General features: G+C 66.0%; 20 protein-coding genes and 1 riboswitch. Of the genes, 5 read left to right on the top strand and 15 right to left on the bottom strand.

Annotation, left to right across the window (positions count from 1 at the left end; all coding sequences use genetic code 11):
* Nucleotides 1–16: 16 nt before the first annotated feature.
* The gene (locus KRR38_RS32715) at nucleotides 17–787 is read left to right on the top strand and encodes a transporter (protein WP_217407979.1); all 771 of its coding nucleotides are present in this window, start codon (nucleotides 17–19) and stop codon (nucleotides 785–787) included.
* Nucleotides 788–892: 105 nt separating this feature from the next.
* Here KRR38_RS32715 and KRR38_RS38040 read toward each other — a convergent pair whose 3' ends face one another.
* Nucleotides 893–1,255, bottom strand: a complete 363-nt coding sequence (locus KRR38_RS38040; RefSeq protein WP_375293493.1) for a hypothetical protein — start codon at nucleotides 1,253–1,255, stop codon at nucleotides 893–895.
* A gap of 11 nt (nucleotides 1,256–1,266) precedes the next feature.
* On the opposite strand from KRR38_RS38040, the gene KRR38_RS36735 reads away from it, so the two are divergent.
* Nucleotides 1,267–1,674 carry a transposase gene (locus tag KRR38_RS36735; protein WP_254515855.1) on the top strand — a complete coding sequence of 136 codons (408 nt, stop codon included), beginning with the start codon at nucleotides 1,267–1,269 and terminating at the stop codon, nucleotides 1,672–1,674.
* Nucleotides 1,641–2,297, top strand: coding sequence for an IS110 family transposase (locus KRR38_RS36730; protein ID WP_254515854.1), 657 nt, complete (start codon nucleotides 1,641–1,643; stop codon nucleotides 2,295–2,297). Before KRR38_RS36735 ends, KRR38_RS36730 begins: the two co-directional genes overlap by 34 nt.
* Before the next feature lie 104 nt (nucleotides 2,298–2,401).
* On the opposite strand, the gene KRR38_RS32700 is transcribed toward KRR38_RS36730, so the two are convergent.
* Nucleotides 2,402–2,596, bottom strand: a complete 195-nt coding sequence (locus KRR38_RS32700) for a hypothetical protein (protein ID WP_217407978.1) — start codon at nucleotides 2,594–2,596, stop codon at nucleotides 2,402–2,404.
* 191 nt (nucleotides 2,597–2,787) lie between these two features.
* A complete protein-coding gene (locus KRR38_RS32695) occupies nucleotides 2,788–3,819 on the bottom strand; it encodes an IS110 family transposase (RefSeq protein ID WP_217407977.1) in 1,032 nt (343 codons plus the stop codon).
* Nucleotides 3,820–3,836: 17 nt separating this feature from the next.
* Here KRR38_RS32695 and KRR38_RS32690 point away from each other — a divergent pair, with 17 nt between their 5' ends.
* Entirely contained in the window at nucleotides 3,837–4,595 is a 759-nt protein-coding gene (locus KRR38_RS32690) for a hypothetical protein (RefSeq protein WP_217407976.1), read from the top strand.
* Between the two features lie 54 nt (nucleotides 4,596–4,649).
* Here the strand turns inward: KRR38_RS32690 and cobF are convergent, their stop codons facing one another.
* From cobF to cbiE, 5 genes are read right to left on the bottom strand one after another with little or no spacing between them, the layout of a single operon-like run.
* Entirely contained in the window at nucleotides 4,650–5,405 is a 756-nt protein-coding gene (gene cobF / locus KRR38_RS32685) for a precorrin-6A synthase (deacetylating) (protein ID WP_217407975.1), read from the bottom strand.
* Nucleotides 5,402–6,715: a cobyrinate a,c-diamide synthase gene (locus KRR38_RS32680; protein ID WP_217407974.1), complete on the bottom strand. Its 1,314-nt coding sequence runs from the start codon at nucleotides 6,713–6,715 to the stop codon at nucleotides 5,402–5,404. Before KRR38_RS32680 ends, cobF begins: the two co-directional genes overlap by 4 nt.
* A gap of 11 nt (nucleotides 6,716–6,726) precedes the next feature.
* On the bottom strand, nucleotides 6,727–7,512 hold the full coding sequence (cobM, locus tag KRR38_RS32675) for a precorrin-4 C(11)-methyltransferase (protein ID WP_217407973.1): 786 nt from the start codon (nucleotides 7,510–7,512) through the stop codon (nucleotides 6,727–6,729).
* Nucleotides 7,509–7,874: a cobalamin biosynthesis protein gene (locus KRR38_RS32670; protein WP_217408126.1), complete on the bottom strand. Its 366-nt coding sequence runs from the start codon at nucleotides 7,872–7,874 to the stop codon at nucleotides 7,509–7,511. Before KRR38_RS32670 ends, cobM begins: the two co-directional genes overlap by 4 nt.
* Nucleotides 7,871–9,079: a precorrin-6y C5,15-methyltransferase (decarboxylating) subunit CbiE gene (cbiE, locus tag KRR38_RS32665; protein WP_217407972.1), complete on the bottom strand. Its 1,209-nt coding sequence runs from the start codon at nucleotides 9,077–9,079 to the stop codon at nucleotides 7,871–7,873. The genes KRR38_RS32670 and cbiE overlap by 4 nt, the downstream gene beginning before the upstream one ends.
* Between cbiE and KRR38_RS32660 the strand changes: the two genes are divergently transcribed.
* Entirely contained in the window at nucleotides 9,078–9,827 is a 750-nt protein-coding gene (locus KRR38_RS32660; protein ID WP_217408125.1) for a cobalt-precorrin-6A reductase, read from the top strand. The genes cbiE and KRR38_RS32660 overlap by 2 nt on opposite strands.
* Here KRR38_RS32660 and cobJ read toward each other — a convergent pair.
* The 7 genes from cobJ to KRR38_RS32625 all read right to left on the bottom strand — a co-directional run bounded on the left by cobJ (nucleotide 9,803) and on the right by KRR38_RS32625 (nucleotide 14,770).
* On the bottom strand, nucleotides 9,803–10,552 hold the full coding sequence (cobJ, locus tag KRR38_RS32655) for a precorrin-3B C(17)-methyltransferase (RefSeq protein ID WP_217407971.1): 750 nt from the start codon (nucleotides 10,550–10,552) through the stop codon (nucleotides 9,803–9,805). The genes KRR38_RS32660 and cobJ overlap by 25 nt on opposite strands.
* Nucleotides 10,549–11,274 (bottom strand): precorrin-2 C(20)-methyltransferase, encoded by a 726-nt coding sequence (locus KRR38_RS32650; protein ID WP_217407970.1) that lies wholly within the window; start codon nucleotides 11,272–11,274, stop codon nucleotides 10,549–10,551. Before KRR38_RS32650 ends, cobJ begins: the two co-directional genes overlap by 4 nt.
* Nucleotides 11,271–11,900, bottom strand: coding sequence for a precorrin-8X methylmutase (locus KRR38_RS32645; protein ID WP_217407969.1), 630 nt, complete (start codon nucleotides 11,898–11,900; stop codon nucleotides 11,271–11,273). Before KRR38_RS32645 ends, KRR38_RS32650 begins: the two co-directional genes overlap by 4 nt.
* Nucleotides 11,900–13,027, bottom strand: coding sequence for a cobalamin biosynthesis protein CobG (locus tag KRR38_RS32640; protein ID WP_309141238.1), 1,128 nt, complete (start codon nucleotides 13,025–13,027; stop codon nucleotides 11,900–11,902). The genes KRR38_RS32645 and KRR38_RS32640 overlap by 1 nt, the downstream gene beginning before the upstream one ends.
* 244 nt (nucleotides 13,028–13,271) lie before the next feature.
* A riboswitch (cobalamin riboswitch) is annotated at nucleotides 13,272–13,509 on the bottom strand.
* 363 nt (nucleotides 13,510–13,872) lie between these two features.
* A complete protein-coding gene (locus KRR38_RS32635; protein WP_217407968.1) occupies nucleotides 13,873–14,055 on the bottom strand; it encodes a DUF3606 domain-containing protein in 183 nt (60 codons plus the stop codon).
* 107 nt (nucleotides 14,056–14,162) lie between these two features.
* Nucleotides 14,163–14,375 carry a hypothetical protein gene (locus tag KRR38_RS32630; RefSeq protein WP_217407967.1) on the bottom strand — a complete coding sequence of 71 codons (213 nt, stop codon included), beginning with the start codon at nucleotides 14,373–14,375 and terminating at the stop codon, nucleotides 14,163–14,165.
* Nucleotides 14,376–14,500: 125 nt separating this feature from the next.
* On the bottom strand, nucleotides 14,501–14,770 hold the full coding sequence (locus KRR38_RS32625; protein ID WP_217407966.1) for a hypothetical protein: 270 nt from the start codon (nucleotides 14,768–14,770) through the stop codon (nucleotides 14,501–14,503).
* Nucleotides 14,771–14,859: the final 89 nt, after the last annotated feature.

The following is a 14,859-nucleotide window of genomic DNA, read 5'->3' as shown; positions in this document are numbered from 1 at the left end:
GTTACGTGGGGGAAATATGAAGAAATCGATTTTGCTTGGCTTGGCCATGACTGCAGCCGCCTTCTACACCCCAGCATTTGCCGAAAGCGCTCCCAGCCTGAGTGCGACCACAGGTGTGGATTATTCGAGCGGCGACTACGGAACCGGCGCCAACACCGACATTTTGGTCGTGCCTTTCAGTCTTCGACTGAAGAAGGGCGACCTTCGCTTGACTGCGAGCGCGCCTTGGCTGCGCATTGACGGCTCGTCTGCCATTGTGGGCGGCGATGGGGCGATCATTGTTGATCCAAATGCCCCCCGCACCGTGCGCAGTGGCATTGGCGACGTCTCGCTCGGCGCAGCCTATATGATCCCGGAAACTGTTCTTGGTTTTGGGCTCGACCTTTCGGGACGAGTCAAGATTCCGACCGCCTCAAGGAGCAAAGGCCTCGGCACCGGCAAGGCGGACGTCGCAGTCAAGGCTGAGGTATCAAAAACCTTTGGCCCGATCACGCCGTTCGCCAGCGTCGGATATCGCGTGCTTGGTAAACCTACCGGATTGGTGTTGCACAATGCCTGGACCGCTTCGGCCGGCGCAAGTGTGGCGATAGGCCGCTCGGTGCTGATCGGCTCCTATGATTATCGCGAATCGACAAGCGCATTTTCTCGCGACAGCCATGAGGTGTTCGGTGCCTTCAATACTCCAGTTAGCAAAGCGCTCAACGTGACGCTCTATGGAACAGGGGGCCTGAGCAAAGGCGCAGCTGACTATGGTCTTGGCGCAATGCTGACGTACAAGTTGTTCTGAGCGGCGTGCGCCTTCGTCAGACTTGCATCGGGATGCTGAAAATGGCTGCTTACGCTTAGATCTTGGCCAACTACTGCCGCACGGCGAATTTCCTTTTCTGTTGCACTAGATCCGAAGCAACGCGGGCTTTGATTCATTCCCGAAGGCTGCTTCGGATTTTTCGTCATGGTCACGATCATGCTGTTGTGACCACGGAATAACGAATGGCGAAAAGTTGGTGTTTTTTGCCGAAATCTGCCTTTGCCATGCCGCTCGATATACTCGCGCGTTGCCTCCATGTGGGCGAAGTTGCACGCACTCGACCATCTTCAGGTGCATGAGCTCGCTGGTCGCATCGTCGATGTAGACGAGCAGCGTGCACTGCGGCCTGCGATCCTCAAACCATATGTGGACATCCGGTAATCGCGGCGCGCGATGAGTCGCTGATAGTGTCGCGGTCCGGGCGTGTTCGCCCGGTGGTGTGACCATCGGAGGCTATCATGATCCAGTATGTCGGTTTGGACGTGTCGCAGAAGATGACGGCGATCTGCGCCGTCGATGCGCAGGGGCAAAGGCTCTGGCGGGACCAGTGCGGCTCGACACCTGAGCAGATTGATGCGGCGGTGCGCCGTCGGGCCGGCATTGAAGCGCGTCTCGGCATCGAGACAGGTCCCATGACGCCGTGGCTGGTTCACGAGCTGCGCGGCCGCGGATTCGATATCGTGTGCCTCGATGCTCGCCATGCACGCGCTGCCCTCAAAATGCAGCTCAACAAAACGGACCAGAATGATGCCGAAGGACTGGCGCAGATCATGCGCACAGGCTGGTATCGATCGGTTCACGTGAAGTCGTTCGACACTCACCGCGACGGGCCTTGCTCGGCGCCCGCGCCCAACTTGTCGGCATGACGACGCGGTTGTCGAACCATATTCGCGGAGTGCTGAAGACGTTTGGTCTGTTGCCGGGCGCGATGCGCGGTCTGCCATTCGACCGGCGAGTTGAAGCCTTGCTTGCCGATCGTTCGGATGTAGCTCCGGTCGTTCAACCCATGCTCGCCGCCTGGCGCCAGTTGCGGGAGCAGATCACTGTGTTCGACAAGGCCGTGCGCGTATTGGTCAAGGCGAGTCCAGTCTGCAGGCTGCTAATGAGCGTGCCTGGCATCGGTGTATTATCGGTGCTCGCCTACGTAAGCACTGTCGAGGATCCGGCTCGGTTCCGGCGATCTCGGTCTGTTGGCGCGCATTGCGGGCTGACACCCCGACAATATCAGTCAGGCGAGGTCGATCGCAGCGGGCGAATATCGAAGTGCGGCGACATTCTCACCCGAACGCTGCTGTATGAAGCCGCTGTCGTGATCCTGGCGCGGATCAAGCGCGCCTCCGCCCTCAAGGAATGGGCGGAGGCCATCGCCAGGCGGTCAGGCAATGGCAAGGCACGGGTGGCGTTGGCACGCAAGCTGTCGGTCATTCTCCACAGCATCTGGCGCTCGGGCGAGCCGTTCCGTTGGCCTGAGGATCCTGCGACCGCCTGACGCTGCCTGTGTGATTCCATTCGGTCGCTTTGCCGAATGGGATGCTTGCCCAATGGGGCGAGGATGTAGGTGACTGCGCAAGAGGGCCTTGGGCCTCTCGATCATCAAGAGAGCCCGTTGTGGACCTTGCAGAACCTCGGCTTCGTACCAGATGTTGCGGCGGCATTGCCGACCGCGGAGAGAACCGTGACCCCGGGCAGGCAGGATGCGAGATACAGATTGACGGCGGAGGCGCGATTAGAGAACGCCCCCCCGATGGCAAGAGCTTTTGCAATGATCCGCGAGTCGAGTGCTTCCATATGTCCGGCCTACTTTTGCGATCGCTAGGCGTCGCTGGCCTTGATGCAGTCCGCGAACCTGATCCCAATCACCAGTGCGGGCTGCTATGCCCTAGGTTCGAGCGGGGTTTTCAAGTTCCGGGTCGACCGCTTCACATCACATTGCCTCTCCCACCATCCTCAGCCCTTCCAAGGAAGCGCCGAGACTATCGTCACGCCGCTATCGGCGCCGGCGCTATGTATACCTGCTCGCGTGCTAACACTGCCCAGACGACGCGCGCCGTCTTGTTGGCCATCGCCACCGAAACCTGGTGGGCTGGGCGCCGCGCAAGCAGCCCGTTGATCCAATCAGCGTTTCCGCCGGCCCTGTTGCGAGCAAAGCGAAGGACCGATGTCGAGCCCAGCACCAATAGGGTACGCAGATAGGAATCGCCCATTCGGGATATCCTTCCAACGCGCTCCTTACCGCCGCTCGAGTTCGCGCGGGGTGTCAGGCCCAACCATGCGGCAAATTGACGGCCATTCTTAAAATGCGAGGGATCTCCAACCGCCGCGGTCAAAGCTGTCGCAGTAATAAATCCCACCCCTGGAATGGTCTCGAGGCGGCGACTGACTTTGCTTTGGCGGTGCCAGGCGAGCAGCTCCATTTCGACGGATCGGATCTGTGTGGCGAGTTCAGCGATCTGCTTCACCAAGGGCAGGAGGGCAGCGCGGACTAGGTCGGGGATGACCGACTGGTCGGGCGGGGCGAGGCTCCCCTCGACGATTTTGGCAAGATTTGCGGAGCCTTGGGCTGCAACGATTCCGAATTCGGACAGATGACCTCGCAGAGCATTCATGACCATCGTGCGTTGCCGAACCAGCGTCGATCGAACGCGATGCAGCATGAACACCGCCTGCTGTTCGCTGTTCTTGATCGGCACAAAACGCATAGTGGGACGTGTCACAGCCTCGCAGATCGCTTCGGCGTCGGCGGCGTCGGTCTTGCCGCGTTTGACATAGGGTTTGACGTAGGCTGGCGGCATCATCCTCACGGCGTGGCCGAGCGCTGTCAGCTCACGCGCCCAGAAGTGGGCCGATCCGCAAGCTTCCATACCTACGAGGCATGGTGGCAATTCCTTGAAGAATGGCAGAACTTGCGACCGCCGGAGAGCCTTTCGAACAACTGGTACACCATCGGTATCAATGGCGTGAACCTGGAAGACGTTCTTGGCGAGGTCGAGACCGATCGTAGTAATCTGCATGACTGATTTTCCCTCTGATGCTGGCCCTCTGCATTGCCTGGCGCTGCTCTGCAGAATTAAGCTCTGAAGCAGGGGGCGTCCACCTCATCACCAGTGCTTCGAGCCATCGAGCTGGATCAGCTCGCCGCGACAATCCCGCCGGTAGCGCGGCTGATACGGATGTACTGAGCGCCTTGAGGTCCTTACACCAGGATGGGCTGAAATCGGAAGGAACTCTCACCGGCGAGGGCCGCGTCCTCACCGTGCGGGAGCGCGTCAACGTGGCTCACGAGGAGCTGCGATATGCGCATTTCTGGAAGGACGCGCGCTTTCTTGAGGTCGGCGATTCCCGGAATGGCCTGGGCCTCGATCGTGGCGATTACCGGATCGAGCGCATTTACGCGAACGGCAGGATCGGTCTTCGCGATGATCTTGGCCGCTGGCGCCGTATTGATCTGTCCAAGATCGATCCAACAAACCGGTGCGATGGCTTGCAGCTTAGCAACGACAAGACTATCGGTGCCTACGGCGGCGAGACCATCCGCTGGACCGCAAACGTCCGAAATCGCGAGATGTGGAACGCGACAATTGCGCGCGTGGAGACGGTCGAACGCGATGCCGTGATCGTCCGTCTCGCTAATGGCGATCACCAGACCCTGCCCGCCGGCGACCCCATGCTCAAACGCACTGATCTTGCCTACGCCAAGGACGCCCGCCGTAATGTATCCAGGTCCAGGCGTATTCGCCTGCCTTACCAGGCTGTAGTCCAGCCCCGTTCCTGGCGCACGAATATGTAACGGCATCGTGAGATGAGGATCGCCTGCTCGGGGTTCGCGAAGAGATGCCTTTGCCTATCTGCCCGACTTCCGCATCAAATAGACGTCCATGATCCAGCGGTGTCGTTGGCGGAGCGCCGCGCGGATTTCCACAATTGTATCGGCAACTTCGGTCAGGGCGCCCTGGATCAGCGCTTCCTGCGGCATCGCCAGATAGGCGCCCCACCAGATCGTGATCTGTTCGGGCTCGATCGCCCGGAAGGCGCAGTTGCCATCGAGCATGACGACCAGGGTGTCCGCCGCGTCGGGCCATCCGTCTTCGCACAGGCGCCTGCCGGTCGTGATGAGTACCGGCGAGGCGAGTGTATTGAGCGGAATCCCGTGGGCGGCAGTCAGGGCCTGGATGCTGGTGATGCCGGGAACAACGTGGGTTCGCAATGCCATGCCGTTGACCCGCAGGCGCTCGGTGATCCGCAGGGTGCTGTCGTAGAGCGAGGGGTCGCCCCAGACGAGCAGGGCCAGCTTGCCGCCGCCGGGCAGGTGCGCGGCGATCTGGGCGGCCCAAGCCTCGGCGATCGCGTCGTGCCAGCCGTGGACCGCGTCGATATAGGGGAGGTCTGCCGAGCGCTCGGGCAGGTCGAATTCGACCACGCGGGTCGCGCTGGTGAGCGCGATGCCGCAGATCAGGCGGCGCAGATCGATCAGGTCGGATTTCCGATCGCCCTTGCGCGGCAGGAGAATCAGGTCGGCGGCATTCATCGCCTTGATCGCGGCCAGCGTCAGATGATCTGGATTGCCCGTGCCGATGCCAATCAGGTGAAGGTCGATCATGACGGGTCCGGTGCGATCAGGTGGAAGAATGTGCCGGCGACATGGCCGCGATGCGAACCGGTCTTGGCCAGGATCGCGCCTTCGGCATCGGTGACCTCCGCCAGCGGCGCATCGGGCTGCGCGACGATCGTCGAATAGTGAAACTCGTGACCGCGCAACTGCCTATCCCGCGCGAAGCCAGCGGCGGGCGCCAGCAGGCGCGCCTGCCGGTAGCCGAGATGCAGCCGCCGATCGGCATGGCTGGTGACGAGCCCGAGCAGCCCCGCCATGCGGTGCCGCGTGCCGCCGCGATCGATCAGGCCCTGGCCGAGCACCATGTAGCCGCCGCATTCGCCGTAGACCGGCCGCTGCGCCGCGTGGGCGGCAAGGCCTGCATGGAAGCGCTCGGCCGCCGCGAGGCGCCCGGCGTGAAGCTCGGGATAGCCGCCCGGCAGCCAGACCAGGTCGGCATCGGGCGCGGGCGCTTCGTCGGCCAGCGGGGAGAAGGGCCGCACTTCCGCGCCGCCCTGACGCCATGCCGCCAGCAGATGCGGGTAGCTGAAGGAGAAGGCTGCGTCTTGTGCCAGGGCGATCCGCTGCGCAGGCGGTTTCATGGCCGCCAAGGAAGCGGTTGGGCGTCGGATACCCCTTGCGGCCTGCCGAAGCGCAGGGAGGTCGACGTGCTCGCGCACGAGTGCGGCGTAGTCTGACAGCAAAGCGTCGAGCCCCGCATGCTCGATCGCCTGCACGAGCCCCAAGTGGCGTTCGGACAGCGCGAGGTCGGGACGCCGGGGCAGGGCGCCGAACACGCGGATGCCAGCGACTTCCATGCCGCTGCGCACAAGGCGTTCGTGCCGGGGACTGGCGACCCGGTTGAGGATGACACCGGCGAAAGGCAGCTCCGCATCGAAAGCCCGGAAGCCGTGCGCGACGGCCGCCGCCGATTGCGCCTGGCCCGAGGCATCGATCACCAGCACGACCGGCCAGCCCATCAGGCGGGCAAGGTCGGCGCTGGCGCCCTGGCCGCTTGCCCCGCGCTGCGCGGCACCGTCGAACAGGCCCATCGCGCCCTCGGCGAGCAGCATGTCGGCGTTCTCGCCTTGCGCGACGATCGTATCGAGCAGCGCCTCCGGCATCGCCCAGCTATCGAGATTGAACGAGGCGCGGCCGCAGGCGGCGTGGTGGAACGCGGGGTCGATGTAGTCCGGTCCGCTCTTGAACGGCTGCACGGCGACGCCGGCTTCTGCCAGGGCGCGCAGGAGGCCCAGCGACACGGTGGTCTTGCCCGTGCCCGACGCCGGCGCCGAGATCAGCAGGCCCGGAGTAGCCATATGCGGTCTGTTCATTCGTCCCGACCGGCGAAGCGCGAGTCCGCGGTCTGCGGACGAAAGCGGCGGTCATAGTCCGCGGCGTAGAGGCTGCTCTCGGCGAAGCTGTCGCTGCCGAGCACGCGGCCGACGAGGATGAGCGCGGTCCGTTCGATCGAGCCGGCGACGGCCTCCTCGACCGTCGCGAGCGTGGTGCGGACGATGCGCTGGTCGGGCCAGCTCGCGCGGTAGACCACCGCTACCGGGCAGTCGCGGCCGTAGCCGGGCAGCAGGTCGCCGACGACCCCGGCGAGGTTGTGGATCGACAGGTGGATGGCCAGTGTCGCCCCGGTTTCGGCGAAGTTCGTCAGGCTCTCGGCCGGCGGCATCGTGCTGGCGCGTCCGGGGGTGCGGGTCAGGACGACCGACTGCGCGATCGTCGGCAGGGTGAGTTCGGCTTCCAATGCGGCGGCGGCGGCAGCGAAGGCGGGGACGCCCGGGGTGACGGTGAAGGGGATGCCCAGCCCGCGCAGCCGGCGCAGTTGTTCGCCCATGGCCGACCAAACGGAGAGGTCACCCGAATGCAGCCGAGCGACGTCGTGCCCGGCTTCGTGTGCCTCCTGGATTGCGGCGATGATGTCGTCGAGCGCCATCGGCGCCGTGTTCACGATCCGGGCGCCGGGCGGGCAGTGGCCGAGCACGGCTTCGGGCACGAGCGATCCGGCATAGAGGCAGACCGGGCTGCTCGCGATCAGGTCGCGGCCGCGCAGGGTCAGCAGGTCGGGCGCGCCGGGGCCGGCGCCGATGAAGTGAACGGTCATGACGGTGTTCCTTGGGCGATGGCGCAGGTTGCCATGCGATCGGGCGAGATTTGGCGCGGACCCAGCAGGCGCGCGCCGGAGCCTGCGGCGGCGAGCGCGGCGGCTTCGGCGACGCTGCCTGTCCGACGTGAGGCGAGGCTGGCTTGCGAGCGCGTGATCGTTGCCTGCGCTTCGAGGGCGGACGCGGCGACGGCGATCAGCGGCAGGTTCAGGGCCTCTGCGAGCGGCGACAGGTATCGAGCCTTGTCGCCTGGCGCCGCCAGCGCCTCGACCGTCGGCTGGCCCGCCTGGGCGACGTCGAGCGCGGCCCGCAGTGCCGCCAGGCCGGCGCCCCGGCGGAAGCCGAAACCCGCGACGATCACAGCGTCACGCTCCACTGCACGATCGGATAGCTGGCCTGCCAGCCGCGACGCGTGCCGAGCGGCGCGGCCTGGGCCAGGTCGATCCGCAGCAGCGATCCGCCCCGGTCTGCATGCCATTGCGCCAGCAGCGCTTCGGATTCGAGCGTGACGGCATTGGCCACCAGCCGTGTGCCGGCATCGAGGCGTTCGAACAGGAACTGCAGCAGTTCGGCGCTGAGGCCGCCACCGATGAACACGGCGTCGGGCGAGGGGTGATCGGCAAGCACCTCGGGTGCCGTGCCCCCGATCACGCGCAGGCGATCTGCACCGAGCGCGGCGGCATTGGCGCGCGCGCGGGCGGCGCGATCGGTATTCGCCTCGAAACCGATCGCCTGGGTAGTGGGGTGGGCGAGAAGCCACTCGATGGCGATCGAGCCCGATCCCGTGCCGATGTCCCACAGCGCCTCGCCCGGGCGGGGAGCCAGAGCCGCGAGCGTCAGCGCGCGGACCGGGCGCTTGCTGATCTGGCCGTCGTGCTCGAACCAGAGATCGGGCAGCCCCGACGCCGCGGGCAGGGTCGCGCCACTCCCGGCGAAGGCGATGCCGACTGCCGCCGGATGCGCGATGTCGCCGAAGGCCGCCGTCGTCGCAGTGGCCTGGCGCACACGCTCGCGCGGCCCGCCGAGCGCTTCAAGCACCGTGATCGCCGATGCGCCGAAGCCCTGATCGCCGAGATAGCGGCAGAGCTCGGCCACGGCATCGCCATCGCGCACCAGGACCAGGGCTCGCCGGCCTGGCGCCAGGTGCGGCCGCAGCCGCTGCAGCGGCGCGGCGTGGAGGCCGAGGCACAAGGTGTCCTCGATCGGCCAGCCCAGCCGGGCCGCGGCAAGGCCGAAGGTCGAAGGCGCCGGGTGGGCCGTCCATTCCCAGGGTGCGAGGTGGCGCGCGATCACGCTGCCCGCGCCGAACCAGAAAGGGTCACCCGACGCGAGCATGACCACGCGCCTGCCCCTTTGCGTCAGCAGCGGCGCAATGCCGTCGGCAAAGGGCACTGGCCATGGCAGCCGCTCGCACCTAAGGTCGGGCACGAGGGCGAGATGGCGCGCGGAGCCGGTGACCACCTCGGCCTGTGCCAGGGCTTTGCGGCTCGCGTCGGACAGGCCGGCAAGACCGTCCTCGCCGATGCCGACGATCGTCAGCCATGCCCGTTCAGGAGTCTGCGACATTACCAATATCCTGATCCTGGGCGGGACGACCGAGGCCAGCGCCCTGGCAGGCGTGCTCGCCGATCGCAGGGCGAGGGCCACCCTCAGCTACGCGGGCCGGGTGGCGAACCCGCGCGTGCAGCCGCTGCCGACACGGGTCGGCGGTTTCGGTGGGGTCGCCGGACTGGCGCGCTATCTGCGCGAGCAGGAGGTCACCCATCTGGTCGATGCGACCCACCCCTTCGCCGCGACGATGAGCGCTCACGCCGTCGCAGCCGCGCGGGAGCAGGGCATCGCGCATATCGCCCTGACCCGCCCGGCATGGGAGCCGGCGGCGGGCGATCGCTGGCAGAGCGTGGCCAGCGTCGAAGCCGCCGTTGCCGCGCTGGTCGGGCCTCGGCGCCGGGTGATGCTCGCGCTGGGTAGGATGCATGTCAGCGCCTTTGCGGCCCAGCCGCAGCACCGCTATCTGCTGCGCTTCGTCGATGCGCCCCAGGAGCCGCCGGCGCTGCCGGATCACGCTCTCGTGATCGATCGTGGGCCTTTCTCGGTCGATGGCGACGTGGATTTGATGCAGAGCCATGCGATCGATCTCGTCGTCTGCAAGAACGCCGGGGGCAGCGGTGCCGAGGCCAAGCTGATCGCGGCGCGCCGGCTCGGGCTGCCCGTCCTGATGATCGATCGGCCGGCCTTGCCCGAAAGGCGCGCGGTGCACGATGTCGAGGCGGTGCTGCATTGGCTCGATCACTCGGCAGACCGCGGCGTGTAGAGGATCGGCGCGCCCGGCCGTTCGATCAACCGCGTGCGGCTGGAACCGACGATGACCATGGTCCGCATGTCGGCCATCTCGGGTCGGGCATCGCGGAGCGCGACGATCCGCAGCACTTCTTCGGGCGTGCAGACCGCACGGGCGAAAAGCACCGGTCGCTCGCCGCCGCAGGCCTCGCGCAGGACGTCCAGCGCCCGGCCGAAGCCTTCGGGCCGCGCTTTCGAGCGGGGATTGTAGAAGGCCATCGCGAAATCGGCTTCGGCCGCCAGCCGCAGCCGGCGTTCGATGAGGTCCCAGGGCTTCAGGTTGTCGGACAGGTTGATCGCGCAGAAATCGTGCCCCAGCGGCGCGCCCGCCCGGGCGCTCGCGGCCAGCATCGCCGTGATGCCGGGCAGCACGCGAATGTCGAGTTCCCGCCAGTCGGGATGACCCTCCTCTAGCGCCTCGAAGACCGCAGCGGCCATGGCGAAGACGCCGGGGTCGCCCGACGAGACCACGACCACGCGCCGGCCCGCCGCCGCCAGCTCCAGCGCCTGCGCGGCTCGTTCGAGCTCGACCCGGTTGTCCGAGGCGTGCAGCGTCAGGTCGGCGCGGGCGGCGACCCGCGCCACATAGGAGGCATAGCCGACCACGTCGGTCGCCTGCGCCAGCGCGGCCGTCACCTCGGGCGTGATCAGCGCCGCGTCGCCCGGCCCCATGCCGGCGATGGCGATCCAGCCGGTCACGGCCGGCGCCCCTGGCCGTGGATCAGCAGGATCGAGAAATAGGGCGTCACGCTTTCCGCCTCGCGCAGGGGTGTCACCCGTTGGTCGGCCATCGCGGCATATTCGACGAGATAGGCTTCGTCCTGCCGCCCCACCGCCGTGACCGCGCGGCGCAGCTTGGCGAGGTTGCGGCCGATCTTCATCACCACGAGCGCATCGGTATCGCGGATGCGGCGCGTCAGTTCTTCCTCGGGCATCGTCGCCATGATGACGGTGAGAACGTCGTCGCCCCAGGTCATCGGTTGGCCGCAGGCGGTCCAGGCACCCGACATGCCGGTGATGCCGGGGACGACGCCGATCGACACCTGACCGGATAGCCGTGTGTAAAGGTGCATGAAAGATCCGTAGAAGAACGGATCACCCTCGCAGAGGACGACGACGTCCTCGCCCGTGCCCGTCAGCGCGGCCAGGCGCTGGGTGCACTCGGCATAGAAGGCTGCGAGCAGGGCGTTGTAGCGCGGATCTGCTACCGGGATCTCGGTGGTGACGGGATATTCCATCGGCAGCTCGATCACATCGTCGCGCAGCATCCCCTCGACGATGCGGCGGGCCTGCCCGGGCTTGCCGGCCTTGCGGAAGTAGGCGACGTGGCGCGCGCTGCGCACCAGCCGGTCGGCGCGCACGCTGAGCAGGTCCTGCGCGCCCGGCCCCAGGCCGACGCCGTGGATCGTCCCGGTCTTCATTCGATCGGACTCGCCAGCGCGTTGATTGCGGCGACGGCGATCGCGCTGCCGCCCAGTCGCCCTTCGACGATGCCGCAGGGCACCGGCCGGGCTTCCCAGAGCGCAGCCTTCGATTCCATGGCGCCGACGAAGCCGACCGGACAGCCGACGATCGCAGCCGGGCGCGGGCAGGCCGGGTTTTCGAGCATGTTGAGCAGGTGGAACAGCGCGGTGGGGGCATTGCCGATCGCTACGACCGCGCCGCCAAGGTACGGGCGCCAGAGTTCGAGGGCTGCGGCCGAGCGTGTGTTGGTCATGGCCTTCGCTCGGTCTGGAACGGTCGGATCGTGCAGCGTGCAGACGATCGCATTGTCCGCGGGCAGTCGCGATCGTGTGATCCCCTCGGCGACCATGCGCGCGTCGCACAGGATTGGCGCACCTGCGGCCAGAGCCTTTGCGGCGACTGTCGCGAAAGTCGGCGAGAAGCGGATATGCGCGGCGAGCTCGACCATGCCCGCGGCGTGGATCATGCGGACCGCCACGCGTTCCTCGTCGGACGTGAAGCGGGAGAGTTCGGCTTCGGCACGGATCGTGGCAAAGGACTGGCGGTAGATGGCCTGGCCATCGGTTTCATAGACGTGGGGCATCAAGCGGCTCCGAAAGCGGCGAGCAGTTCGGTGGCGGTAAGCCCGGAGCGCGTCGGTGGATCTGCGGGGCGGGCGGCGAAGGCCAGGTCGAACCGGCCGCCGCGTCCGGTCACGGTGACGTCGGCCATGCCGGGATGCGCGCATCCCTTGGCGCAGCCCGACAGATGCAGCCGGCCCGTGACCAGGGAAGCAAGTCGCAGCGAAAGAGCGCGGGTTTCCACCGTCGCCTGGGGACATGCGGGCGCACCGGGACAGGCCGCGGCGCGCATCGCCGGATGGCCGGGCGCGTCGACGAAGCCCTCGACACGAACCGGCCGAGCCTCTTCGAGCAGCAGCCTGCGCCAGGGCGTGAGGCGCAGCGCAGAGGCACCGCTCCGCTCGGCCAAGTCGCGCAGCGCCGACGCCTCCATACTGCCGAACGGCACTCCCCAGACGTGACCGAGCGGATGAGGGCCGGGAAGGGGCGGCGCGCGGGGAGTGGCCGGACGCAGATCAGCCCGCGCCCAGGCCGGCAGCGGCGCGGCGTGACGCGCGACCCGTCCGGTCTCGGATCCGCCGGTCTCGACGAACCAGTGCGCCAGCGCGATGAGTGCGTCCACGGCCGTGTCGGGCGCCACCGGTGTGCCGCCCGCTCGCCCGTCCGCGCGCAGCAGCAGGGTGCCGTCTCCGCTCCGCTCGATCCTGAAGTCCGCCGGCGCGTCTGTCAGCATCGGGGCGTTTCCGGCATCGATCGCGAAGCCGACCTTCGAGGGCAGCGTCGGCAGGGCGGAAAGGCGTGAGGCCAAGGCCTCTGCCAACCGCGCGTTATGGTCGGCAGCCTGCCAATCGGGCGCGACGAGAATGTTGCGCCGCGTCTCGAGATCGGCGGCCGGATCGACCAGGTCGAGTGCGATCAGCGCGTCGACCACGACATGCCATTTGTCGTCGATCACCCCCCGAATTTGCAGATTGGCGCGATTGGTCAGGTCGATCAGGCCGTTGCCGAAACGCGCGGAGGCATCGCACAGGCCCCGGACCTGATCTGGGCCCATGCGGCCGAGGCGCGGCTTTATGCGAACGAGCAGGCCGTCGCCCGCTGCCATCGGACGCCAGGCGTCCGGGCACCAGCCGCGGATGCGATGGTTCACGCACGTCCCTCCAGCAGGCGGTCGGCCGGATTCCGTGCGCCGGGTGGCAAACATTGCGATATCAAATTCAAGCCCACTCCGTTCACACCGAGCAACGATGGATGGGCTTGCCGATGTCCAGTCGGCCGATGCGCAACGGCGGGGGTGCAAGAAGCGCCGCTCGTCACGCACCGATGCAGCCCAGCCGCAAAGGTTCGTCGCCCGGACGGAGTACACCGTGCCTCGGCCATCCCCTGGGCCAGGGCAAGAGCGACCAGACGCTGGCAGGTCTCCTGGCTCGCGGGTCAAAGCGTGCTGCATGGCCTTCCCAGGCAACGGACGATGGTCCGGCCCAGTGGCTGCCTCCCCGTCTCAGAGGAAGCGATATGCCTCACGCTCGCCGCTTACAGTTGCAGGGACAGCCTCGGATTGAGGTGGCAAGACCACCCGCACCGCGTTCCCTATTAAGTCCCTTACGGGACACCGGCGCGATCTAGTTCGGCTCGCTTATGCGAACCGACTGGATATCCCCTATAGGCTTACGCCGACCTTCGCAACTCATCGCTGAATTCTCTTCAGCGGGCGTTTGCGAGGGAGGGCAGTGCGCATTTGCGACAAAGGAAGAGCGGGCAAAGCTGAGCTGTCCTTCAGACGGATCGACGCCGAGGATCTCCGCGGGAGCACGGTGCTCCGCTAGCAATTGGGTGCTTGAGCACGGCAACCGCATCATCACGATAGTTGCGCCATTCGTCATCGACTTCGAGGGAAACCGAGGGATTATATCCGTCGGCGTTTATGCTGAGACGTTGGGCCGCGATTACTCGCGAAATCCGCTCGATGGCGCTGAGTTGGGACACCGGCATGAATCACCCTTTCAGAAGCTGCGCGGCGGCGTTGCGCGCCTCGCGGCTGTTGCCAACGCGGTCGATAAGCTCTTGGGCCTGCGTGACCAAGAGCCCGAGCTTCTCGGTGAAATGACGAAGCTCGTGCCCCTCTCCTCCCGCCACGAACTGACGATCGCGTCCCGGTTTGGTTGTGTCGCTGACCATGGTCATCTCCTTACGACCTCAACACCCGCCCAGTCGCGCGGTTCCCCGGGACTGAGGGTGCGTCGAGATGCCCGCGCGTCGGCAAAGGTTTTTCTGTCAGAGGGGATTCATTTTAGCCGTCTGATATCGGCGCTTCCCAGGTCATCATAGGACCCGCTTCGAAGTTCGACGAGGCCGCGGATGACGAGTTCACGCAAAACCTCAGCCCAGGTTTCGATCGAAAGCTGCGTCATGTTCTCCACGCCTTCCTTGGCGAGTCCTAACATGTCCTGGTCAAAAGCTAGGAGCTGCTCATTGGTCAGAAGGGTTGCGTCGATCATCGCACGGACAGGTTTTGATTAGCGCGCATATTCAATCAACTCTGCAGGGGATAAGCGGCGTGCCAAGCCCGAAGCCTGCAAGCATCGCATTAATTTTCGATCGCCAAAAAGTCTTTCTGGTGCGGCTACTGGCGGCCGTGCCGACGATCGTGACATCCCGACTGCGAGTAGGGGCTGGCTTGGACGTGGTGGATACGACGATGCTTTACCCCTGCCATCGCCACCCGCTCGTCGGTGATGGTCGTCAGTTTGATCCAACTGTGTCCATGTAGATCGCAGCGTCGGGCCCCTGCCATAAACCAATGCTCGGGCAGTTCGTCGATGTCGGCTACCGATTCTGTGATCTGGACAAACGAGGCCGGCGCTTCGCGTTCGCGCATAAAGCGCTCTCCCATGTGTCCCTCCTTTCGCTAGAAGCGATGGAATGGGTACTTTTATCTACTAGCGGGCCGGGCATGCTCTGGCATCCTCTCCTCGCTCACCC

Source organism: Novosphingobium sp. G106, assembly GCF_019075875.1.
Lineage (GTDB): Bacteria > Pseudomonadota > Alphaproteobacteria > Sphingomonadales > Sphingomonadaceae > Novosphingobium.
Note: the sequence above shows the minus strand (reverse complement) of the source record. Positions and strands in the feature narration are given on the sequence as shown.